The 21,632-nt window shown below is 51.9% G+C and carries 19 protein-coding genes; 16 read left to right on the top strand and 3 right to left on the bottom strand.

The genetic code is table 11. The annotated features are described in order from the left end of the window. Positions 1–194 precede the first annotated feature (194 nt). Positions 195–2,228 carry a 1,4-alpha-glucan branching protein GlgB gene (gene glgB, locus NST44_RS23900; protein ID WP_232239197.1) on the top strand — a complete coding sequence of 678 codons (2,034 nt, stop codon included), beginning with the start codon at positions 195–197 and terminating at the stop codon, positions 2,226–2,228. Then, the gene (gene glgA, locus NST44_RS23895; protein WP_210094598.1) at positions 2,225–3,658 is read left to right on the top strand and encodes a glycogen synthase GlgA; all 1,434 of its coding nucleotides are present in this window, start codon (positions 2,225–2,227) and stop codon (positions 3,656–3,658) included. The genes glgB and glgA overlap by 4 nt, the downstream gene beginning before the upstream one ends. A 104-nt stretch (positions 3,659–3,762) precedes the next feature. On the opposite strand, the gene NST44_RS23890 is transcribed toward glgA, so the two are convergent. After that, a complete protein-coding gene (locus tag NST44_RS23890; protein WP_210094597.1) occupies positions 3,763–5,511 on the bottom strand; it encodes an alpha-glycosidase in 1,749 nt (582 codons plus the stop codon). A gap of 652 nt (positions 5,512–6,163) precedes the next feature. On the opposite strand from NST44_RS23890, the gene NST44_RS23885 reads away from it, so the two are divergent. The 3 genes from NST44_RS23885 to NST44_RS23875 all read left to right on the top strand — a co-directional run bounded on the left by NST44_RS23885 (position 6,164) and on the right by NST44_RS23875 (position 9,220). Then, a complete protein-coding gene (locus NST44_RS23885; RefSeq protein WP_340900786.1) occupies positions 6,164–7,606 on the top strand; it encodes an ABC transporter substrate-binding protein/permease in 1,443 nt (480 codons plus the stop codon). Then, the gene (locus NST44_RS23880) at positions 7,593–8,315 is read left to right on the top strand and encodes an amino acid ABC transporter ATP-binding protein (RefSeq protein WP_028403508.1); all 723 of its coding nucleotides are present in this window, start codon (positions 7,593–7,595) and stop codon (positions 8,313–8,315) included. The genes NST44_RS23885 and NST44_RS23880 overlap by 14 nt, the downstream gene beginning before the upstream one ends. Before the next feature lie 185 nt (positions 8,316–8,500). Next, positions 8,501–9,220: a 3D domain-containing protein gene (locus NST44_RS23875; protein WP_007130026.1), complete on the top strand. Its 720-nt coding sequence runs from the start codon at positions 8,501–8,503 to the stop codon at positions 9,218–9,220. 203 nt (positions 9,221–9,423) lie between these two features. Here the strand turns inward: NST44_RS23875 and NST44_RS23870 are convergent, their stop codons facing one another. Continuing rightward, entirely contained in the window at positions 9,424–10,284 is an 861-nt protein-coding gene (locus tag NST44_RS23870; protein ID WP_007130027.1) for a polysaccharide deacetylase family protein, read from the bottom strand. 162 nt (positions 10,285–10,446) lie between these two features. Here NST44_RS23870 and NST44_RS23865 point away from each other — a divergent pair, with 162 nt between their 5' ends. The 7 genes from NST44_RS23865 (at position 10,447) to mobB (ending at position 16,092) form a co-directional block, all read left to right on the top strand. Then, positions 10,447–11,469, top strand: coding sequence for an NADH:flavin oxidoreductase/NADH oxidase (locus tag NST44_RS23865; RefSeq protein ID WP_340900784.1), 1,023 nt, complete (start codon positions 10,447–10,449; stop codon positions 11,467–11,469). An 84-nt stretch (positions 11,470–11,553) separates the two neighbouring features. Next, positions 11,554–12,225: a PspA/IM30 family protein gene (locus tag NST44_RS23860; RefSeq protein WP_007130029.1), complete on the top strand. Its 672-nt coding sequence runs from the start codon at positions 11,554–11,556 to the stop codon at positions 12,223–12,225. 132 nt (positions 12,226–12,357) lie between these two features. Continuing rightward, the gene (locus NST44_RS23855; RefSeq protein WP_028403504.1) at positions 12,358–12,762 is read left to right on the top strand and encodes a DUF350 domain-containing protein; all 405 of its coding nucleotides are present in this window, start codon (positions 12,358–12,360) and stop codon (positions 12,760–12,762) included. Positions 12,763–12,792: 30 nt separating this feature from the next. Then, a complete protein-coding gene (locus NST44_RS23850) occupies positions 12,793–13,299 on the top strand; it encodes a DUF4178 domain-containing protein (protein WP_007130031.1) in 507 nt (168 codons plus the stop codon). A gap of 11 nt (positions 13,300–13,310) precedes the next feature. After that, complete coding sequence (locus NST44_RS23845) at positions 13,311–14,042, top strand: DUF4247 domain-containing protein (RefSeq protein ID WP_007130032.1); 732 nt, start codon at positions 13,311–13,313, stop codon at positions 14,040–14,042. Between the two features lie 257 nt (positions 14,043–14,299). Next, positions 14,300–15,589 (top strand): molybdopterin molybdotransferase MoeA, encoded by a 1,290-nt coding sequence (locus NST44_RS23840; RefSeq protein WP_340900782.1) that lies wholly within the window; start codon positions 14,300–14,302, stop codon positions 15,587–15,589. Beyond that, complete coding sequence (gene mobB / locus NST44_RS23835) at positions 15,586–16,092, top strand: molybdopterin-guanine dinucleotide biosynthesis protein B (RefSeq protein WP_340900780.1); 507 nt, start codon at positions 15,586–15,588, stop codon at positions 16,090–16,092. Before NST44_RS23840 ends, mobB begins: the two co-directional genes overlap by 4 nt. 11 nt (positions 16,093–16,103) lie before the next feature. Here the strand turns inward: mobB and xerS are convergent, their stop codons facing one another. Continuing rightward, positions 16,104–17,189: a tyrosine recombinase XerS gene (gene xerS, locus NST44_RS23830; RefSeq protein ID WP_007130035.1), complete on the bottom strand. Its 1,086-nt coding sequence runs from the start codon at positions 17,187–17,189 to the stop codon at positions 16,104–16,106. A 223-nt stretch (positions 17,190–17,412) separates the two neighbouring features. Between xerS and NST44_RS23825 the strand changes: the two genes are divergently transcribed. The 4 genes from NST44_RS23825 (at position 17,413) to NST44_RS23810 (ending at position 21,597) form a co-directional block, all read left to right on the top strand. Beyond that, positions 17,413–17,925 carry a GNAT family N-acetyltransferase gene (locus NST44_RS23825; protein WP_028403501.1) on the top strand — a complete coding sequence of 171 codons (513 nt, stop codon included), beginning with the start codon at positions 17,413–17,415 and terminating at the stop codon, positions 17,923–17,925. A gap of 75 nt (positions 17,926–18,000) precedes the next feature. Continuing rightward, positions 18,001–18,774, top strand: a complete 774-nt coding sequence (locus tag NST44_RS23820) for an SDR family NAD(P)-dependent oxidoreductase (RefSeq protein ID WP_007130037.1) — start codon at positions 18,001–18,003, stop codon at positions 18,772–18,774. A 122-nt stretch (positions 18,775–18,896) separates the two neighbouring features. Next, the gene (locus NST44_RS23815) at positions 18,897–19,784 is read left to right on the top strand and encodes an aldo/keto reductase (protein WP_007130038.1); all 888 of its coding nucleotides are present in this window, start codon (positions 18,897–18,899) and stop codon (positions 19,782–19,784) included. Positions 19,785–20,250: 466 nt separating this feature from the next. Beyond that, entirely contained in the window at positions 20,251–21,597 is a 1,347-nt protein-coding gene (locus NST44_RS23810) for an ABC transporter substrate-binding protein (protein ID WP_007130039.1), read from the top strand. Positions 21,598–21,632: the final 35 nt, after the last annotated feature.

Here is a 21,632-nt window from a genome sequence, read left to right as displayed (position 1 = left end):
TGTACATACATAAACGTCATTTCCGGGGTTTGAAACGATTATATTGAAATGTGAAATTGAAAATTACAAAATTATTTTTCAAGGACATTTTTTATTTTCAACATGGTTAGAATGGGGTAATAGCATTAATAATCTATGGATTTTTATGACAAAGCAGGTGAAGAGTATTGAGCCAAGCAATTAGGGAAGGAAACATGACTCCGGAACAAGTGTACTTGTTTCATGAAGGAACCTGGTTCCACAGCTACCGATGCATGGGAGCGCACCCCACCCGGGAAGAAGGGGAGGAGGGCGTCCGGTTTACCGTGTGGGCTCCGCACGCTAAGCAAGTCGGGCTTGCCGGTGATTGGAACGGTTGGGACGGCAGCAAAGACACGTTATATAGGATACCCGATTCGGGAATTTGGAGTCGTTTTTTCCCCGGCATGCAAGCTGGAACATTTTACAAATACCAGCTTATGGGCCCTTATGGTGAAACATTCCTGAAGGCCGATCCTTACGCTTTCCAAGCCGAAGTCAGGCCGGCAACGGCTTCGGTGGTCACGGATTTGTCCGGTTACCGATGGAATGATGGGGCGTGGCGCCGCAGGGGCAAGTCCCCGTTTAACAAGCCATTGAACATCTATGAGATGCATATGGGCACATGGCGGCAAAAGGACGACGGCTCTTTTTATACATACCGGGAAATGGCAGAGCTTTTAATCCCTTATTTGCTGGAAATGAGCTACACCCATGTGGAATTCATGCCGCTTGCAGAGCATCCGTATGATCTTTCATGGGGGTACCAAGGCACCGGCTTTTACGCGCTGACCAGCCGGTACGGATCGCCTCACGATTTCATGTATCTGGTCGACAAGCTGCATCAGGCCGGAATCGGCGTGCTGCTGGATTGGGTGCCGGCCCATTTCGCCAAGGATGCTCACGGTCTTCGCCAATTTGACGGGACGCCGCTGTACGAATACGAGGACCCTCAGAAAGCGGAGAAGCCCGGATGGGGAACATTGTCTTTCGATTATGCCAAGCCGGAAGTCATTTCATACTTGATTTCCAATGCATTATTCTGGATGGATATGTATCACATCGACGGGCTGCGCGTGGATGCGGTGACAAGCATGATCCGGCTTGATTTCGAAAAGCCCGCAGGCCAGTACAGCATGAATGCGCAAGGGGGCTTGGAAAATCTGGAGGCGATCTCGTTTTTGCAGCAGCTGAACAAAACGGTGTTTCACTATTACCCGAATGCGCTCATGATGGCGGAGGAATCAAGCGCATGGCCGGGCGTCACCGCCCCCGTACACGAAGGCGGACTAGGCTTCAACTATAAGTGGAACATGGGCTGGATGAACGATACCCTCTCCTACATCGAGCACGATTTTGATCAGCGGCCTTCGAAGCATAACTTGCTGACTTTTCCGATGATGTACACCTACTCCGAAAATTTTACGCTGCCGCTTTCCCACGATGAGGTAGTGCATGGCAAAAGATCGCTGCTGAACAAAATGCCGGGGAGCTACGAGCAAAAATTTGCCGGACTCCGGATCTTGCTCGGATATCTCATGACCCACCCGGGCAAAAAGCTGCTGTTCATGGGCGGCGAGTTCGGCCAGTTCATCGAATGGAAGGATGAGGAGCAGCTGGATTGGCTGCTGCTGGATTATGAAAGCCATCGCAAGCATATGTATTACACAGCAGCTTTAAACCGGTTATACGTTAATGAGAAAGCGCTGTGGGAAATGGATCATGACATTCACGGATTCGAGTGGCTGAGTGCGGACGATGACAGTCAAAGCGTGATTTCCTTTATGCGAAAAGGGAAGAAGCCGGGCGATACCCTGCTCGTTGTCATCAACTTTCAGCCGCGTTCCTATGCAGCCTACCGCATCGGTGCCCCGCGTCCGGGGCAGTACATCGAAATCTTTAACTCGGATCATGCCGATTTCGGAGGAGAGGGTCTGCTGAATGTCGGAGAGATCAAAACGGAGAAGCTGGCGTGGCATCAGCAGGCGCAAAGCCTGGAGATTAAGCTGCCGCCGCTCGGCATGGTGATCTTGAAGAAGAAGCCGCCTAAGACGCGCAGGATGAAGGAGACGAAAGAGGCGAAAGAGACGAAAGCAGTTAAAACAGCTAAAGCAGCCAACACTGCGGTAACCGCAAGGGCGGGAGCTAAGGTAAAGCCGTCCGGACGGCTAATAACAAACAAGAACAGCAAGAGGGGGGAGCAGGCATGAAGCTATTATACGCCGCTTCGGAATGCGGACCATTCATCAAGACCGGAGGCTTGGCGGACGTCATCGCCGCCCTGCCGAAGGCATTGCGCAGCCTCGGCACCGAAATTCGGGTCGTGCTCCCGAAATACAAGGATATCCCCGCAGAATACCGGGAACGCATGACCCATCTCGGGGAGACCCGGGTACAGGTCGGCTGGAGACAGCAATACTGCGGGATCGAGTCTTTGGTGGAGGACGGAGTCACGATTTATTTCATCGACAATGAGTATTATTTCGGACGGGACGGCATTTACGGTTATATGGACGATGGCGAACGGTTTGCGTATTTCAACCGGGCGGTGCTCGATATGCTGCCGGTTATCGACTACCAGCCCGATGTGCTCCACTGTCATGATTGGCACACGGCGATGATCCCGCTCTTACTCGAGGACGTTTACCGCCATGACCCGTTTTACTCGGGCATTAAGACCGTCTTCACGATCCATAATTTGCTGTATCAAGGTGTGTTTCCTTATGAGGTGCTTGTGGATCTGCTGGGCATTCACAGCCGTTATTTCACGGCGGACGGCGTGGAATACTATGGGAACCTGAACTTCATGAAAGCCGGGATCATTTATTCCGATCATGTAACCACGGTGAGCCCGACCTACGCATCCGAGATCCAAACCGGATATTACGGCTACGGGCTTGACGGGCTTCTATCGGCACAAGGTGCCCGGCTCAGCGGCATCGTGAACGGGATCGATACGAAAAGCTACAATCCGGCAAACGATCCCCATCTGGCCGTCAAGTACCGGAGCGATTTGCAGAAGAAAACCCAAAATAAAATCGAGCTCCAGCAGGAGCTCGGCCTGCCGGTGGCTCCGCATGTACCGATGATATCTATGGTGACCCGCCTCGTGGATTCCAAGGGGCTCGATCTGGTGATCCGGATCCTTGATGAGCTTTTATATTACGACGAGGTTCAGTTCATCGTCCTGGGAACCGGCGATCCTTCCTATGAGCATTGGTTCCGGGAGGCGGCGAACCGCTATCCGAACAAAATGTCGGCCCAGATCCGCTTCAACGAGCCGTTATCCCGGCGGTTTTATGCCGGCAGCGATCTGTTTCTTATGCCCTCCAAATTCGAGCCTTGCGGCATCAGCCAGCTGATTGCGATGCGGTACGGCAGCGTGCCGATCGTTAGGGAAACGGGCGGGTTGAACGATACGGTCCAGTCATATAACGAGTTTACGGGAGAAGGCAACGGTTTCTCCTTCAAGAATTATAATGCGCATGATATGATGCATACGATCCGCCGCGCGGTATCCTTGTACCGTCAGCCGGAGCACTGGCGCAAAGTGACGAAGAATGCCTTGAGCGGCGATTACAGCTGGAGCGCTTCGGCCAAGCAGTATATGGATATTTATGAGCGGATCATAACCGGTTAAGTAGGCTGTACGAGCAAATCGAAAGGGACTGAATGAACAGGCGGTTGATGGCAACCTGCCTGCGATTCAGTCCCTTTCTTTTTGTTAAAATGGGGTGGATCAGTTTAGTTCTTCAGCTTTCTTCGTATAATCCGGAATCCGAACGGCTCAAGCTCGATATGCATGGTTCCTTTCTCAGGCTTGACCGGCTCTTCCGTCAAGGCATCCACCCAATCCGTCGTGACGATGGGATGGGAGAGGGTACGCGGACGGTCGCTGTTGTTCATCCAAATGATGAAGTGCATCTTATCATCCGCACGCTCATAAACGATGCTCGGGTCATGGTGCCGTGCTTGAAGGAATCGGAAGCGTCCTTGCCGCAGGGCGGGGTGTTTTTTTCGCAGAGCGATCATGCTCCCGTAGAACTCATACAGATCCCGGTCCTGCTTGTCCGGATCCCACTCCATGCATTTGCGGCAGTCCGGATCCCCGTCTCCGGTCAAACCGATCTCGTCCCCATAGAAGATGCAAGGCGTTCCCATGAACGTGAACAAAAATGCCACCGTCAGCTTCATCCGGCGTGTATCCCCGCCTACGCGGGTTAGCAGCCTCGGCGTGTCGTGACTGCAGAGCAGGTTGAAGACGACTTCGTTCGTTTGCTGAGGGTACCTCATCAGCAGCGCTCCGATCCGGTTCGCGAAGGTAAGGCCGTCCATTTGTCCGTTGAAGAACTCAAGCACCTTGTCGGCAAACGGATAATTCATGACGGAATCGAACTGATCCCCGATCAGCCACAGCAGGGAGTCGGACCATACCTCGCCTACGATGTAGGCATCCGGGTTGGCCTTTTTTACCACCTGTCTGAAATCTCTCCAGAAATGATGATCAATTTCGTTGGCCACATCCAGGCGCCAGCCGTCCAGCTTGATCTCCTTGATCCAATATTCCGCCACATCGAGCAGATACGCCTTCACCTCGGGGTTAGCGGTATTGAACTTAGGCATATTGCCGAAAAATCCGAAGGTGTCATAAGTCGGTATGCCGTCCCGGATTTCACACGGGAAATCATTCACATGAAACCACTCTGCATATCTGGATTTTTCGCCATTCTTCAGCACGTCCTGAAACGGCGGGAATTGGTCGCTGCAATGGTTGAACACCGCATCAAGCATGACACGGATCCCCTTGGCATGGCAGGTGTCGACGACCTTTTTAAGCAGCTCATTATCCCCGAAATGCGGATCAACTTGTTTGTAATCAACGGTATCGTATTTATGATTGGAAGGGGAGCGGAAGAGCGGGGTGAAGTAAATCGCATTGACTCCGAGGTGAACGAGATCATCCAGATGATCCAGCACCCCCTGCAGATCGCCGCCAAAAAAATTGTCAACCTTCGGCTGGCCTCCCCAAGGCTCCGTTCCTTCCGGGTCATTGCCGGGATCCCCGTTGGCGAAGCGTTCGGTCATAATTTGGTAAAATACCGCTTCCTTCGCCCATTCCGGTACCTTGAATACATCGATTTCATGTATGTAAGGGAACTCGAAATAACCAGCCGGGGGATGAGGATAATCCCAGCCGATGCCGCTGTCGACCATATAAACCGTTTCATCGCCGGCATGAATGCGGAAGCCGTAGGATAATCGTTTATACTTAGGTTTGACGTGACATTCGTAATAATCAAACATATCGTCGGAGGCGGACTTCTCCATGGTGATTTCGAAGTACGTCCGGTCCCAATCGTATTTGTCTCCGGTCATGGCCACAACCGAATCGATATCGTTTTTCTTGGTTCGCACCCTTAAATGGATGGTATGAGGATCATAGGCATAAGCCCATTTATCCCTTGGAACGTGATACAGCGCTTCTAACAGCATGGCTACACCTCCTTGAATTTAGCTATTAAATAACCATTCGACCAATAAAATGAAACAAAGTAGGAAAGCGCGGCTGTGCCGGTGCTGCTGCATCCCGGTGCTGCTGTCAAGAAGCTCAAGCACCCATGCGGTGCTCGTCCAACATGCGGATCCACCCTTCATGCGAAGCGGCTTACCGATCGAACGATTATAAGATGAAGCACGCCAGGGCAGATTATGCATCAAGATACTGATGCTTAAGAGACCGTGCGTTAAACGAGCGGATGCAGGATCGTTGTGCTGATGATTCAGGACATGACTCAAGAACTAGTCCTTGCTGCTTGACAAGAAAACAGTTTTCAGAAACTAAATCATCGTCCTGCTCTAATTTATCTGTGAATATATGGAATTAAATAAATGTTCTGCCTGTGCTGCTTGTCTCAAAAATGATTTATGTTAGCACAATATCTTTAATGGTATATGTACCAGCCTAAATTACATATTAACCGTTGTATGATAATTTTGCGGTATGAAGCGCGTTTGAAAACATAGCAGCTATGGAAAAATCCATGAATTTTCATTGCATATTCATGCATCGTGTTTTATAATGTCTCAGTCGCAGGTTTAAGGAAGGGAATTATGAATTGGATCAGTTAGGGGAGAAAGCACTCAAATGAAACGTAAATTTATAGCTTGGATGACCCTGTGCATGGCGGTTGTGCTTGCTTTCGGAAGCATCGTGCATGCAGAGGGCGAGAAGAAGACCATCATTCTCGGCACCAGTGCCGACTATGCGCCTTATGAATTCCACAAAACGATCGACGGCGTAGATACCATCGTCGGATTTGATATCGAAATCGCGAAGGAAATCGCCAAGGATCTTGGCTCAGAGCTCATCATCAAGGATACGTCCTTTGATGCGCTGCTGCCGGAGCTGACAAGCGGCCGGGTCGATTTCGTGATCTCGGGCATGAACCCGACGGAGGAACGGCGCAAGAGCATCGATTTTTCCGATCCGTATTATGCTGCCGAGCAGTCGGTCGTTGTCCGCAAGGGAGACGAGCAGAAATACAACACCGTTGAGAGCCTGGCAGGCGCACGAATCGGCGTTCAGAAGAGCTCGATCCAGGAAACGATCGCGAAAGAGATTCCGAATGCCCAGGTCGTCTCCCTGGATAAAATACCGGATCTGATGCTCCAACTGGACAGTGAACGCGTCGACGTCGTCTTGGCGGAGTATCCGATCGCCTTTACGAACATGAATGTCGAAACGATGGCGATTACGGATGCTAAGCCGACGACAGAGAATGACGAGTATGCCATCGGCGTCCGCAAAGGCAACCAAGAGCTTCTGGACAGCATTAACGCAACGCTCAAACGCCTGAAAGAGAATAACCAGATCCAGAAGTTCGTTGACGAAGCCAGTGATCTTGCCGCCGGACGAACGAAGGAGAACCTCAATACCTTCGAATTTTTCTGGAAGTACCGGGATTATTATGCGCAAGGCATTCAATTTACGCTGCTCATATCGGCTCTCGGCGTATTCTTCGGATTTATTCTCGGTCTCGTGATCGCGCTGCTGCGCATGTCCGGCGTCGGCATCCTGAAGTTCTTAGCTACAGCTTATATTGAAATTATGCGCGGCACGCCGATGCTCGTTCAGCTGTTTATTATCCATTACAGCCTCGCCGCGTTTGACATCAAATTTACGCCGATTCAGTCCGGGATTTTGACGCTGTCGCTGAACAGTGCGGCGTACTTGGCCGAAATTTTCCGGGCAGGTATTCAAGGCGTCGACCGCGGACAGCTGGAAGCGGCCCGTTCGCTCGGGATGACCAAGGGCAAGGCAATGCGTCATATCATTCTGCCGCAGGCATTGAAAGGGGTACTCCCGGCGATCGGCAACGAGTTCGTGGTCATTATCAAGGAATCGTCCATTGTCTCGTTCATCGGGGTATTCGATATCATGTACCAGGCTCAGATTTTGCGCGGGATGACGTATGCCGCACTGAATCCGCTGCTTGTTGCCGCATTGATTTACTTTATACTGACATTCGTTCTTTCGAAGCTTCTGGGTGTCTGGGAAAGGAAGTTGAGTGCAAGTGATAACCGTTAAGGGACTTCATAAATCGTTTGGCAAGCTGGAAATTTTAAAAGGCATCGACGTTGAAATTGCAAAAGGGGAGGTCGTCGTGGTCATCGGTCCCAGCGGCTCCGGCAAAAGCACGTTCCTTCGCTGTCTGAATCTCCTGGAGATGCCGACCAGCGGCGAGATTTCGTTCGAGGGCGAGCTGATTACGGCCAAGAACCACAATATTAACGCAACCCGCGAAAAAATGGGCATGGTATTCCAGCAGTTCAATCTGTTTCCGCACAAAACAGTGCTGCAAAACATCACGCTGGCTCCAATGCAAGTAAAGGGCGTCTCCGCCAAAGAAGCTGAAGCTACCGCCGACGAGCTTCTAAAATCTGTGGGACTGCTGGACAAGAAAAAGGCATATCCTGCCCAGCTGTCCGGCGGACAGAAGCAGCGGATCGCGATCGCAAGGGCACTCGCCATGCAGCCGCATGTCATGTTGTTCGATGAGCCGACCTCAGCGCTTGATCCGGAAATGGTCGGCGAGGTGCTTGAGGTCATGAAGAAGCTGGCAGAGGGCGGGATGACCATGGTCATCGTCACGCATGAGATGGGCTTTGCACGCGAAGTCGGCGATCGGATTTTATTCATGGACGGCGGAAAAATCATCGAAGAGGGAACGCCGGAGGAATTGTTCGGCCAGCCTTCCCATCCGCGCACAAAGGAGTTTCTAAGCAAGGTTTTGTAACTTTTTTTAATGAATCGAAAATTTCGATAACAGCGTCATACCTGAATTATTGAGGTATTGACGCTGTTTTTTTGTGCCTGTTGGTAACAATTGCATGCGCTATTGGTTACAAAATTGTGATATATTCAGTTCCGTCAGATTAACCATCGAAAAATGCTTGATTCATACATAGGAGGCATCGACATATGACACCATTGAAACAACGACCATTTAAAAAAGCACAACATGATAAGATTACCCGATTCGCCGGAAAAACGGCAAAGTGGTTCACCATGACCGCACTGGCGATTGGACTGACATTCAGCGGTGGTATGCTCCAAGCCCATGCAAGCTCTGTTCATGTCGCTAAGCAAGGAGATACCTTCTACTTCCTGTCGAAGCAGTACGGCGTGAAGCTGGACAAGCTGATGAACGCGAATCCGACCATCAAAGCGACGAATATCTACCCGGGCCTCAAGATCAAAATTCCGGGCACCGTATCCGCTAAATCGGTTGCTTCGGCAGCTCCGGTGACAGGGTTCTCGCCAACCCTGAACGTATTCCATGAGAAAAACATCGTCGAAGCTTGGGGCAAGACCTTCAACTACAGCAAGACCTTGTCCGTAAAGGCTACCGCATACTCCGCAGCAGCCAGCGAGAACGGCGGATGGGGAGCGGTGGATTACTTCGGCAACAAGCTGGAGATCGGTACGATCGCCGTTGACCCGAAGGTCATCCCGCTCGGCACGAAGGTGCTCGTCACCGGACATGAGCATCCGGGGCTTCCGAAAAAAGCTTTTGTCGCGGAAGCGCGCGATATCGGCGGAGCCATTAAAGGAAACAAGATTGATATCTTTATTCCAGGCTCGCAGTCTTTCGTCAGCAAATTCGGCATTCAGGATATCAAATTGTACATTATCGAATAGAGGTTTAACCCGTTGAATAGGGGATTGTAAATGAACATGAAAAAGGCGGCGCTGCAGGGAGATCTCTGCAGCGCCGCCTTTTTATGCGATAGGGCGCTCGGAAATCGTGGCAGGCTGGTGTCCATGATTCCAAGTGTCTCTTGAACTGTTCTATGCTTGTCGCTTGCGAACCAGAGCGGAAGCATTGCGATACTAGAGGCTTTCTAATGCTTGAAGCTCTCAGGCAATCCGAGCATTTCCGGGAGGGTGACGAAGGTATACCCCTTGTTTCGGAGCTCTTTAATGATACCGGGGAGCGCCTCGATCGTTCCGGTCAGATCGGAGCCGACTCCGCCCCCTGCGTGCTGCAGAACGATCGAGCCCGGCCCGACCGTGGATAGAATATTGCTCATGACCTCATCCTTCCCAAGACCCTTCCAATCCAATGAATCTACGTTCCAGTTTACGACTTTGAAGCCGTTCTTCCGGGCCCATTGGAGCTGCTCCTCGTTAATCTCGCCATATGGCGGACGGATAAGCCTTGGCTCGATTCCTGTAATTGATTTGATGACTTGATTGGTCCGCTCGATCTGATCCTTGAATTTATGGAGGCTCAGCTTGTTAAGCTGTGCATGGTTATAGGAATGGTTCCCGATGGCATGCCCTTCTTGATGCATGCGTTTGACCAGACCCGGATGTTTCTTGGCCCGCTCGCCGACGGCAAAGAAAGTAGCTTTAACATGATGTTCCTTCAGAACATCCAGCACTTTTCCGGTAAATCTGGGATCGGGGACGTCATCGAACGTCAAGGCGATTTTTTTTACGCGGGGCCCGCTGGTCCGGAAGGTATCCGGGTATTTTTTCATTAATTGGCTTAGCGACAGGGGTTCTCTTGAACCGCCGCCAGCGCGTTTCGCATGGTCTTCGATGGATGTGCGGGATTCGGACATGACGGAGGAAGTTTCATCCGGCTGCGAAGTCAGTCCGTTCAAAGCCGCGGCATGTCCAGGGAGAGCCGGCATGGCGAGCAGGATGCAAATCATCATCCCAAGGATGCGAAACCCTGCATGAATTCGGTTGAACATCTCGATCAGCCCCCTATAGCATTTTCTGTATGGTATTCCCAACCACCTTGAACTTTATCCATGCAGGCCTTTCGAGGCCCCTTTTTAGTTTTTGGGCGAAAAAGGTGTATAATAACGGTTGAGTGTTCATCACATACTTGGATTCGGAAGGGAGATATTCGATTGGCAGACTTATTTACACCCTATAACTTTAAAAATTTGACGCTTAAGAACCGGATCGTGATGCCACCGATGTGTCAATATTCCGTGAAAGCGGAGGACGGAATCCCGAACGACTGGCATTTCGTCCACTATGTCAGCCGCGCCGTAGGCGGTACCGGCCTGATCATTGTTGAGATGACAGGGGTCCATCCTGACGGACGTATAACGAACCAGGATACAGGCATTTGGAGCGATGAACATATTCCCGCCTATCGCCGGCTCGTTGAAGCCGTGCATTCCTACGGCACGAAGATCGGCATTCAGCTCGGCCATGCCGGAAGAAAAGCGCAGGATGCGGAGCCGTCGGTAGCACCGTCGGCCATCGCGTTCAGCTCCCAATATAAAATACCGAAGGCGCTGTCGGCCTCCGAGATCGAAGAGCTGATCCAGGCGTTTAAGGACGCGGCCCGCCGGGCGGTTGAAGCCGGATTCGACACCATTGAGATTCATGGAGCCCACGGCTATTTAATTCACCAATTCCATTCCCCGCTGACCAATCAGCGAAGCGATGAATATGGACAAGATCTTCCCCTGTTCGGCGAACGGGTCGTTCAGGCTGTGAAGGAAGTGGTTCCGGAAGGCATGCCGGTCATCATGCGCGTGTCCGCGAAGGAGTATGTCGACGGAGGCTATGACGTGGAATACTGCGCCGAGGTTTGCACGAGATATAAGGACGCCGGGGTGGACATCTTTCATATTTCCTCAGGCGGCGAGGGCCCGATCGGATCAGGCGGAGGGCCGGAGGCAGCGCCGGGATATCAAGTGGACTTGGCTGCGGATTTCAAGCGATTGCTGAAGGTACCCGTCATTGCCGTCGGACTGCTGGATGATTATGAAGTCGCCCAAGATGTAATTTTGTCAGGCAAAGCGGATTTGGTTGCGATCGGCAGAGGCATGTTGAGAGATCCATATTGGGCCGTGCATGCTGCGAAGGCGCTCGGCGGGGAGCAGAAGGTTCCGAAGCAATATCAAAGAGGTTACTAAAAAATTTTTGAAACGTTTTGACGCGGACGGCGTAAATAATAACCATACAGCGATTATTAATGTAAAAGCGGGAGGAAGAATAAGATGTCCATATTTAAACGATTGCGCGATTTGACCATGTCCAATATTAACGCCATTATCGACAAGGCCGAAGACCCGATCAAAATGACGGATCAATATATTCGGGATATGACGGAAGACCTTGAGGATGCGGAGAAGGCCGTCGCCGCTCAGATTGCGATCGAGAAGCGCTTCAAGGCGCTATACGAAGAGCAGGCAGCTCTTGTCGAGAAGCGTACGCAGCAAGCGCATACGGCCGCCCAGGCCCAGAACGTGGAGCTTGCCCGCCGGGCGCTTGAAGAGAAGAAAGCGGCTGAAGCCAAGCGCGACGAATACAAGGCCAGCTACGATCAGAATAAACTCGCGGCAGACAACCTGCGCTCCAAGCTGGAGGAAATGCGCAAGCAGCTGACGGCTATGAAGAATAAGCGCGAAACGCTGGTTGCCCGTTACAATGCAGCCAAAGCGCAAACCGAAATCAACAAGGCGATGAACGGCTTTGGCTCCGATACGGCAGCTGCCGGCCTTAAGCGAATGGAAGAGAAGATGCTGGCAATGGAAGCAAGAGCGGAAGCGAGCAATGAAATGTCCCAGCGCGAAAAGTCCCTGGATGAAGAGTTTGAAAACCTCGGCAAAGACAAAGCGGTTGAAGATGAGCTCGCCGCTTTGATGAAGCAGTACGAGAATAAGCAATAACACATTCCGGGCAACGACATTGGAATGACTAGGCGGGGGAGGAAGAGCTAAAGCTTGAAACAGCTTGGCTCCTCCTTCGTTTTTGTTTTCGAGATGTCGTTATCGATGAATGATCATGTGGAGGTTTGGGCGATGGATTTTGAGATGATCTTGAGCGTTCTGGTTTGGACCGCTGTTGGCGCTCTGCTGCTGTTCGTACTGATGTTCGTGGATTCCCTGTTTACGAAGTACAATGATCTGGAAGAGGTCAAGGCCGGCAACATGGCCGTAACGACCCGATTGGTCCTAAAGCTTGCGGCTCAGGGATATATATTGTCCGTGTCCATCGGAACATCCTACCATCTGCTTGAGGCGATCATGGTATCTGTGGTTTCTTTTGTCATTTTATTCGTGCTTGAGGCCTTGACGGAAAGGCTGCTGCGCCACTTTGCCAACCTCAACCTGGATAAGGGGACTCGTGATGGAAAAACGGGATACGGCTTGTTTGCAGGTTCGCTTCATGTGGTAGGCGCGTTAATCATTACCGCTTGCTTATAGAACGCATAATGGAGATTGGAGACAGGAAAGATGAGTGTGTGGAAACGAATCAGCAACTTATTTGCGAAACCTGAACCGCCCAAAGCTGAGAAAAGCATGCTGCAGCTGGCGCCGGGGGATATATGCGAAGTATCTTTGGTAACGTACGAAGTAACGGGCCGGGTACATAACCGGGGCCGGAATGCGGTTGTCCTGACGCTTCAGGATGGCGCCCGTATCGCGTATTTGCACATTGAAGAACGGGAAACGGTGCAATACGCGCTATATACGCCGATTGACGGACGCCTTGACTCTCCGGATGAAGTACCGTCCATCATTGACCTGGACGATCATGTCTTCCATCTGGAGGAGGAATACGGCGGACATGTCTCCATTGCGGGGCGAACCCCTTTCATGCAGGGCGGTGAGCAGCATGTGTGGCAATACCAATCCGATGACTACAAGCTCTTGCGAATCGAATGGCAGAACGGAAGATTTATGCTGTATGAAGGAGAGAAAGTGATCCCGGGGGATGTACGAGTCATCCGGGCGACGTAGGGAGTGGTGACATGAAGGAACGCTCTTTTTTAACGATCAAGGTGCTGCTGGTGGTCAGCCTGTTCGTATCCTTGCTCAGCGGATGCGGAGCGCCGAATGTTACGGATACGTATCCGCTCGAATCCGTGAACCGGGATGGGAACGCGACATCCTACGTGTACCGTGCGGCGGATAAGAGCGTACCGGAGGTTGCTGACGAGCTTATGTCCGCAGGCACGCCGGACCAGTCTTCACCCGTTGACAATGAGCGAATGTTTCTCGTCTACGGGGATGAGTATTACCATCTGCAGCAGGATCCGCAAAAGCCTGAGGATACGCTGATTGAAATCGATTCCAAGGAATATGTGCAGCGTAATTATGATTCAAGCTTTCTACAGGGCTACTTAACGGCGGTCCTGATCGGCAATTTGTTTGATACGTTCGGCGGCGGGAGCTACCGCGGGTATACGAGCAAAGACGTGTATAAACCGAGGGAAGGCAATTACCGCAAGCCGACGAGTCAGGACAAGAAGGCAGCGCCTCCGCTTACGGTTGACCGCAGCGGGAAGATTACCCGCAGGGGTCAGGACAAGGTCGGGACGGGAGGCGGCTTGTTTCAGCGAACTCCGGACAACGGGGGCACCCGAGGTTCGATTGAGCGAGGCGAGCGGGGAGGCGGTTTGTTCGACTCTCCTAAACGATCCTACAAAAAACCGAAAACGCGAACCGGCTCGGGCAAGATATACAGGCGGGGCCGAAGATGAATAAATAAAGAAAGCGTACGGCAGGTTGTCCGTGCGCTTTTTTTTCGTCACTGATCGTGATATGCTGCCTTGTCAGAATGAGATGACTGTCCGGTTCAGATTTAGGAAAACCTGCTCAGGTTTTTCGGATATCGAAACACCGATTAGCTGCACCTTCCGTCGTTCACGGTTTCGTTGTTTGCCACGGATACGTGGTTCGCGTTATAACTGAATGGAGAAGTTCGTTTGCAAGCTAACAGGAAAGCGAGGTTTTTTACATGTCGGAGCATAACGCGATAGACGACTTGAGCCATCGTCGTAAATTCAAGCGCCGGCCAATGCAAGTGGCGGATGCCCAAGAGCTAGCGGTCTCCTATGCAGCTACAGGATTGACGGAACATATCCGGCTTCAGGAAAGCGACGGGCGCGTGCTGGCTGCCGATATGATCGCCCCGCATCCGTTCCCGGCGTTTGCCCGGTCGGGGATGGACGGGTATGCGATCCGTTCGGCGGATACGAGCCGGTGTGAGCTTGGAGAGACCGTCTGGCTGAAAGTGGTAGATGAAATTCCATGCGGATACGTATCTTCCATTCCGATTGAATCCGGTACCGCTTCGCGAATCATGACAGGCGCTCAGGTACCCGAAGGAGCGGATGCCGTTGTGATGCTGGAAGCGACGGAGATTCGGCACGAGGGTTCCGAGACAATGGTCGGGATCAAGCGGCCGCTTGCCCCAGGCAAAAATATTACCCCAATGGGCTTCGAGCTGCAGGAAGGCGATCTCATCCTGCGCAAGGGAACGAAGATCGGCCCCGGGGAAATCTCGGTCTTGGCTACTTTTGGACTTCACCAGGTTAAGGTATACCGCAAGCCCGTTGTCGGAATTTTCTCTACAGGGACGGAGCTGCTGGATATCGAATCGCCGCTGGAGCCCGGCAAAATCCGCAACAGCAACACGTATATGCTGGCTTCGCAAATCAGGGAGGCTGGCGGGGTGCCGGTGATCATGGAGGCGATTCCGGATCGCATCGAGCTCGCGAAGCAGAGGGTCGAGGAAGCGCTGGCCGAATATGATCTCGTCGTAACGACAGGCGGCGTCTCTGTCGGCGATTACGACATTATGGGGGAGCTTGTGACCTCCGGCAGTATGGAGATGCTGTTTAACAAGGTGACGATGAGGCCAGGAAGCGTGACAACCGCTGCGGTGAAAGACGGAAAGCTGTTGTTTGCCCTCTCCGGCAATCCGGGCGCGTGTTACGTCGGATTCCTGCTGTTCGTCCGGCCAGCAATTCGAAAAATGCTTGGCATGGAGCAGTTTTACTTGAAGGAATGGACGGCTGAGCTTGGAGCCGACTATGCCAAGGTGAACAACTTCACCCGGTTTGTCCGGGGACGGCTCGAGGTGCAGGGCGGGAAGCTGATAGCGACACCGGCGCTGCTGGATGAATCGAGCGTGATGATCACGATAAAGGACAGCGATTGTTTGATCGTCATTCCGCCGGAGCTGAAGGGTGCTGCGAAGGGACAAGCCGTGCAGGTTCTTGTGCTTCCGGGGGCATGGACATGAACGTTGTTCAAATATGCGGGTATAAAAACAGCGGAAAGACAACGCTGATTGCCGCCCTGCTGCCGCTCCTGAAGGAGCAGGGATTACGGGTCGCGGTGATTAAGCATGACAGCCACGGCTTTGACATCGATCATAAAGGGACGGATACCTTTCGGTTCCGCGAAGCGGGAGCGGAAGGGGTAGCGATCGCTTCGCCTGGCAGAACCGCTATCATGAAGGAGTCCGAGGCGAAACTGGAAGACCTGCTGGCCAGCTATGACGATTTCGATCTGGTTCTGATCGAGGGGTATAAGCGAGAGGGTTACCCGAAGCTGGTGCTGCTTCGGAATGCGGATGACTTGGCACTGCTGGATGAGACGGTGGCGGTACAAGCCGTCATCGTTCGCCCGGCCGTGCTGAAAGAACCGTCCGTTCTGCCGGAGATCCGGCAGCGGCAGACGGTTCCTGTTCTAACCTGGGACGATACTTCGCAGATCGCTGCAATGATAATGAAGCTGTGCTGATCGCCCGTATTTTACAATTCACCGGAGCGGCGTTCAATGGCCTCGGACATCGTTTTGTCCGTCAGATGGGCGTATACTTCCGTCGTCTCCGTTGAAGCATGGCCAAGCTGCTCCTTGGTCTTGTAAATATCATTTTGCAAATAATAGTCGGTAGCAAAGGAATGCCGCAGCTTATGAACCGTCAGGGAAGGCTTGCCAAAGCGTTTGGCGTATTTGATGATCATGGCCTGAATCGCACGCTTGGTCATCCGCTGGCCTTCCTGCTGCCCGTTGCGGAGCGCGACGAACAGCGCTTTTTCCTTCTTGGGCACCTTATATCGCGATTGCCGGAGCTGCAGGTAGCATTCCAGATCGTCCTTGGCCTGCGCCCGGAAGTAGACGGGCGTTTTAAAGGTCTCGTCATTGTTGCCTTTGCGGAACACATGGAGCAGCTTGTTGCTCAGATCGATATCCGACAAATTCAAATTGACGACCTCGGACACGCGAAGTCCCGAGTTCAGGATCAAGCTGGCAATGCATGCGTCCCTGACCTTATTCTGTTCATGGGCGTAGAGCGCTTGCTTGTTGTTCGCGACATCCTGACCATAACCTTCGTGAATATACGTGATAAAGTCCTGGAGCTCTTCCTCCTCGAGAATTTTGCCCTTCAGCTTGGCGGCCGTATCCTTTGGCTTATGAATGCGTTTAATTTCCACCTTGGCCATGATGTTGCGCTTCAGCAGCGGATAGAAATCCTCATCCTCGGCAATCTGACTTAGGTAATGAAACAGAGACCGCAGGGAGGAAAGCTTGCGGGATACGGTAATTCTGGAATTGGCCCCTTCCCTGCGCGTGGTAAGGTACAGCCGATAACCCGTAATGCTGTCCATTCGCAGACGTTCCAGCTCGGCCAAGGTCACCTCGGCATTGGAAGCGGCTTCCGATAAACCTTCCGAACGCAGCCAATTGAAGAAGGTTTCATAGTCCCGCACGTATTCAAGCAGGGTTGAGGGGGACAGGTCCGGCAGCTTGTAGTCGATGAATTGCTGTACATACCAGGGCATGGTTGGAGATTTTTCATCCAGCTTCGCCCGGTCCATATCTTTTTGTATATTCATATGAGCCACCTCGATTTTGAATCATTGTTGTGTTGATTCCTATTATACGATTATACGTTCTAGTGTAACATATGGAAAATTCCTAGTCTCATAACCTCCTGCCGCGCGCTAATGTGATTTACGATTGCATTGCATCCTTGATTGAAATGCCGTTCATCGCATAAGATGGATATGCATGGCAGTCGGCACATAATACATAACAAAATGCTTGGGAGGCGGCAGCGTGATATCCATCCAATCGGAGCGGAAAGGGATCGAACTGGTCCCAAGAAGGAAGCAAGCCGTAATCGAAAATTTGATGCAGCTGTACCTGTATGACTTTACCAAATATTTGGATATTTCCGTGAATGATAAAGGATTGTTTCCGCCCTATCCGGATTTGGATGAATTCTGGAAAAAGCGGGACAGAAAATTTCCGTTCTTGATTAAATATGACGGCAGACCCGCGGGATTCGCTCTGATAGAGCGGGTGACGGATGATCCGAAAGCGGATTATTATATGACGGAATTTTTCATCATGCAGAAATACCGGCGAAGCCGGCTCGGCACATGGGCTGCAACCCGGCTGTTCGAGCACTTCCAGGGGCGCTGGAAGGTGACGCAGGTGAGCATTAATTTTCCAGCCCAGGCTTTCTGGAGAAAGGTGATCGAGGCATATACAGGCGGAAATTACGAGGAAGTCATCGAGTCGCCGCATAATAACCCGAGCCAGTATTTTCAATCCAAGCGTTACTAGATTTGTCTAACGTTATAACCGTGCACACAATCGATCCAATTTACAACCGGGAAACAGCAAACGGAGGGATAGTTGATGTATTTACCAAGCTTCAATCTTGAGGGGAAGAGAGCCTTTGTTACGGGTGCCGGACGCGGAATCGGGCGCGCGATTGCCATCGGGCTGGCGGAGGCCGGCTGCGTTGTCGGGCTGATGTCCAGAACCCGAAGCGATTTGGAGGAGACGGCTGCGATCATTCAGAGCTTGAATAAAGGTGGAAGCATCGTGCTGCCGGGAGATTTAACGAAGCGAACGGAGATGGAAGGGGCCATCGCGGAATTCGTTTCGCAAGCCGGCGGGATCGATATTCTGGTCAATAATGCCGGAATGAATATCCGCACACCTGCTCTTGAAGTGACGGACGACGAGTGGGAGCTGATCGTGCAGACCAATCTGAAATCTGCTTTCGTTGCTTCACAGGCGGCTGCAAGGTACATGAAGGAACAGAAGGAAGGACGCATCATCAACATCGCTTCAGTCGGCGGACATACCGCGCTTCGAACCGGGGTTGTGTACGGATCAACGAAGGCGGCCCTCATTCATATGACCAAAGTATTGGCCATGGAGTGGGCGCAATACGGCATCCAAGTCAATGCGGTCGGCCCGTGGTATTTCCGCACGCCGCTGACGGAGAAGCTGCTTAGCGACGAGGCCTATCTGAAGGACATATTGGACCGTACGCCGATGAAGCGGGTCGGGAAGCTGGAGGAGGTCGTCGGTCCCGTTGTTTTCCTGGCATCCGATGCCGCGAACTACATGACGGGACAGACGCTGCTTGTGGATGGCGGGATGAGCATTTACGGCTTTTAGAAAATTTGGGAATCCCAACTGACCCCTGTTAGAAAAGGGTTCAATAATGGGTAATAAAGTATGGAACTTTGTTAAATTTTAAGATCGGATGCTGCGATCAGACAGTAGAGGAGCGTGAAGGGATGGAACGGAGAGCGTTTGGAAACACGGATATGTCTGTCAGTATTTTGGGATTCGGCGGTGCGGAAATCGGGGAGGCCGACCAGCGCACGGTTGATCGGTTGCTGCATAGCGCCATGGATGCAGGACTGAATATGATCGATACGGCGGAATGCTACGGCAACAGCGAGGAACTGATCGGGAAGGCATTGGCCGGCAGACGGGATGATTGTTATCTGTTTACGAAATGCGGTCACGCGTCAGGGATGGATTATCCGGATTGGGATCCGGTGCTGCTTGCAAGAAGCATTGACCGCAGTCTGAAGCGCCTCAAGGTAGACTATGTCGATGTCGTCCATCTCCACAGCTGCTCTGAAGAAATTCTCCGGCGAGGAGAAGTAATCGAGGTGCTGCAGAGAGCCAAGGAGCAGGGGAAGACGCGATATATCGGATACAGCGGCGATTCGACGAGCGCCCGATATGCGGTTGAGACCGGCGTCTTTGACAGCTTTGAGACCTCAGTGAACATCGCGGATCAGGAAGCCATCGAGCTGACGATCCCCTTGGCGGTGAAGCAGGGAATGGGGATCATCGCCAAGCGCCCTATAGCGAATGTAGCCTGGAAGCATGAGCGTTTAAGCGAGGATGATTACGCGTATCCGTATTGGCTGCGGCTTCAGGAATTGAACTATGATTTTCTGAATGATGTGCAGCAGGGCGTCGAAATCGCGATGAAGTTTACATTAAGCACGCCAGGCGTCGCTACGGCTATCGTCGGTACGGGCAATCCGGACCGATGGCACCAGAATGCGCAGCTCCTGCGAGATGGCATGCTGCCCCAAGAGACCTATCAAGCGATCCGAAGCCGGTGGAAAGAGGTTGCCGGAAGTGATTGGGTCGGCAAAGTATAATGATTTCGATATTTTAGTCGCAAAAGCTCGATTCGGGATTGATGGTGACAAAGTCAGCCTTCCGTGCCCGATCCGGGCTTTTTTTTATGGTCAGAATCGGCATGGTTCTAAGCAATATTAGCACATCAACACATCTACTTATTCCAATATTACACAATATGAAAAATTCACAATAGAAACGATATTAACCTCCCTCGTATCTATCTCCTGTGCTCCAATCACGGTTACCCAAGCCTCACCTATTTACGTTTGAGCGTTGCATTTTTCGTGCTAAACAGGAGTCCTTCCGTGCAATATTCAATCAGGAGGGAAATGGAAATGAATTGGATATCCCTTGATTCCCTTGGAAATATTTCCCCCATCAGAAGATGATTATCCCCCTATCGGTCCAACAAGGCATGGACTAAAATGCTGGTAGACAGCAAGTAATACATACGTCATGAAAAAATACTTAGGGGGATTCCAAATGAAAAGGTCTTCAATGTTACTTCTGAGTGTCATGCTGATGCTCACGATGTTCCTTGCCGCTTGCGGAAACAACGGGAACAACGGTGGCACGACGCCGGCGGCGGATGGCGAGAAGCAGAACACGGAAACGCCTGCGCCTGATAAGAAGGATGACGCAGCTCCCGTTTCTCTCCGCGTGTTCTCGACGTTCGGCGGCACGGACGCAGCACGTGAAGCATTTCAGTCCGCACTGGACGAATTTACGGCAGCGCATCCGAACGTAAAGATCGAGAATGATACGATGTCCGCCAACGATGACGGATTCAGAACGAAGGTCAATACCGATATGAACAGCGGCAATGAGCCGGACCTGCTGTTCTACTTCATCGGGGCTGATGCTGAAGGCTTCGTGAATGCAGGCAAGGTCGTTCCTTTGAACGAACTCCTTGATGCCAACCCGGACTGGAAGAACGGCTTTATCCCGGATGCGCTGGAGCTTGCAAGACAGAAGGATGGCAACATCTACGCGGCTCCACTGACCGGTTTCTATGAAGGGTTGTTTGTTAACAAGAAGATTTTCGAGGAGAACGGCTTGGAGCTTCCTACCGACTGGGAGAAGCTGACGACAGCTGTGAAAACGCTGTCCAAGAAGGGCATTATTCCTTTATCCGTACCATTTGACCAATCCCACTATCTGATCGAGCATACGATTCTGTCTGCAGCCGGTCCTGAAAGCCAGGCCAAGGGCCTGATCGACAGTATCGATCCGAACTGGGAGAAGGGCTATGCAGCCATGAAGGAGCTGTATGACCTTGGAGCGTTCCCGAAAGACGCGGCTACGATTGACCTGGGCATGGCAGGAAACTACTACAGTGAAGGCCTTGCAGCCATGATTCTGGAAGGATCCTGGGCTGTCGGCGGCTGGAGCGACGAGACTCGCGACAATTCGACCGTCGTGCCATTCCCGACTGTCCCTGGCGGCGCCGGCAGCGGCAACGATATCGTCGGCGGTTTCGGATCCGGCTTCTATCTATCGAAGAAAACCTATGATGATGCAGCCAAGAAGGATGCTGCGGTTGAGCTCTTGAAGCATCTGACTTCTCCGGCAACCATTCAAAAAATCGCTTCCGCGAACGGCGGTACGCCTGCAGCTGACGTTGAAGTAACCGGCTTGCCGCAGGTTGCGCTTGACGGCTTCGCGATGGCAGCGAAGGCGAATTCGATCAGCTCTCCGGTAGACAGCAAAGTGTCGCAGGAAACATTCAGCAATCTGCGTGCGAGCGTTCAGCCAGTCGTTGAGGGCAAAAAATCGCCAACAGATGCGATCGCCGAAGCGAAAAAGGTTGAAGACGCCAACAAAAAATAATTCATGTTTGTAGAAACGGTAGAATTATAAGTGAC

It is taken from the genome of Paenibacillus sp. FSL W8-0919, assembly GCF_038003785.1.
Lineage (GTDB): Bacteria > Bacillota > Bacilli > Paenibacillales > Paenibacillaceae > Paenibacillus_AQ > Paenibacillus_AQ lactis.
Note: the sequence above shows the minus strand (reverse complement) of the source record. Positions and strands in the feature narration are given on the sequence as shown.

Coding starts and splice junctions, on each gene's coding strand:
- glgB (WP_232239197.1), top strand. CDS start 195: ATGACTCCGGAACAAGTGTACTTGTTTCATGAAGGAACCTGGTTCCAC.
- glgA (WP_210094598.1), top strand. CDS start 2,225: ATGAAGCTATTATACGCCGCTTCGGAATGCGGACCATTCATCAAGACC.
- NST44_RS23890 (WP_210094597.1), bottom strand. CDS start 5,511: ATGCTGTTAGAAGCGCTGTATCACGTTCCAAGGGATAAATGGGCTTAT.
- NST44_RS23885 (WP_340900786.1), top strand. CDS start 6,164: ATGAAACGTAAATTTATAGCTTGGATGACCCTGTGCATGGCGGTTGTG.
- NST44_RS23875 (WP_007130026.1), top strand. CDS start 8,501: ATGACACCATTGAAACAACGACCATTTAAAAAAGCACAACATGATAAG.
- NST44_RS23870 (WP_007130027.1), bottom strand. CDS start 10,284: ATGTTCAACCGAATTCATGCAGGGTTTCGCATCCTTGGGATGATGATT.
- NST44_RS23860 (WP_007130029.1), top strand. CDS start 11,554: ATGTCCATATTTAAACGATTGCGCGATTTGACCATGTCCAATATTAAC.
- NST44_RS23855 (WP_028403504.1), top strand. CDS start 12,358: ATGGATTTTGAGATGATCTTGAGCGTTCTGGTTTGGACCGCTGTTGGC.
- NST44_RS23850 (WP_007130031.1), top strand. CDS start 12,793: ATGAGTGTGTGGAAACGAATCAGCAACTTATTTGCGAAACCTGAACCG.
- NST44_RS23845 (WP_007130032.1), top strand. CDS start 13,311: ATGAAGGAACGCTCTTTTTTAACGATCAAGGTGCTGCTGGTGGTCAGC.
- NST44_RS23840 (WP_340900782.1), top strand. CDS start 14,300: ATGTCGGAGCATAACGCGATAGACGACTTGAGCCATCGTCGTAAATTC.
- mobB (WP_340900780.1), top strand. CDS start 15,586: ATGAACGTTGTTCAAATATGCGGGTATAAAAACAGCGGAAAGACAACG.
- xerS (WP_007130035.1), bottom strand. CDS start 17,189: ATGAATATACAAAAAGATATGGACCGGGCGAAGCTGGATGAAAAATCT.
- NST44_RS23820 (WP_007130037.1), top strand. CDS start 18,001: ATGTATTTACCAAGCTTCAATCTTGAGGGGAAGAGAGCCTTTGTTACG.
- NST44_RS23815 (WP_007130038.1), top strand. CDS start 18,897: ATGGAACGGAGAGCGTTTGGAAACACGGATATGTCTGTCAGTATTTTG.
- NST44_RS23810 (WP_007130039.1), top strand. CDS start 20,251: ATGAAAAGGTCTTCAATGTTACTTCTGAGTGTCATGCTGATGCTCACG.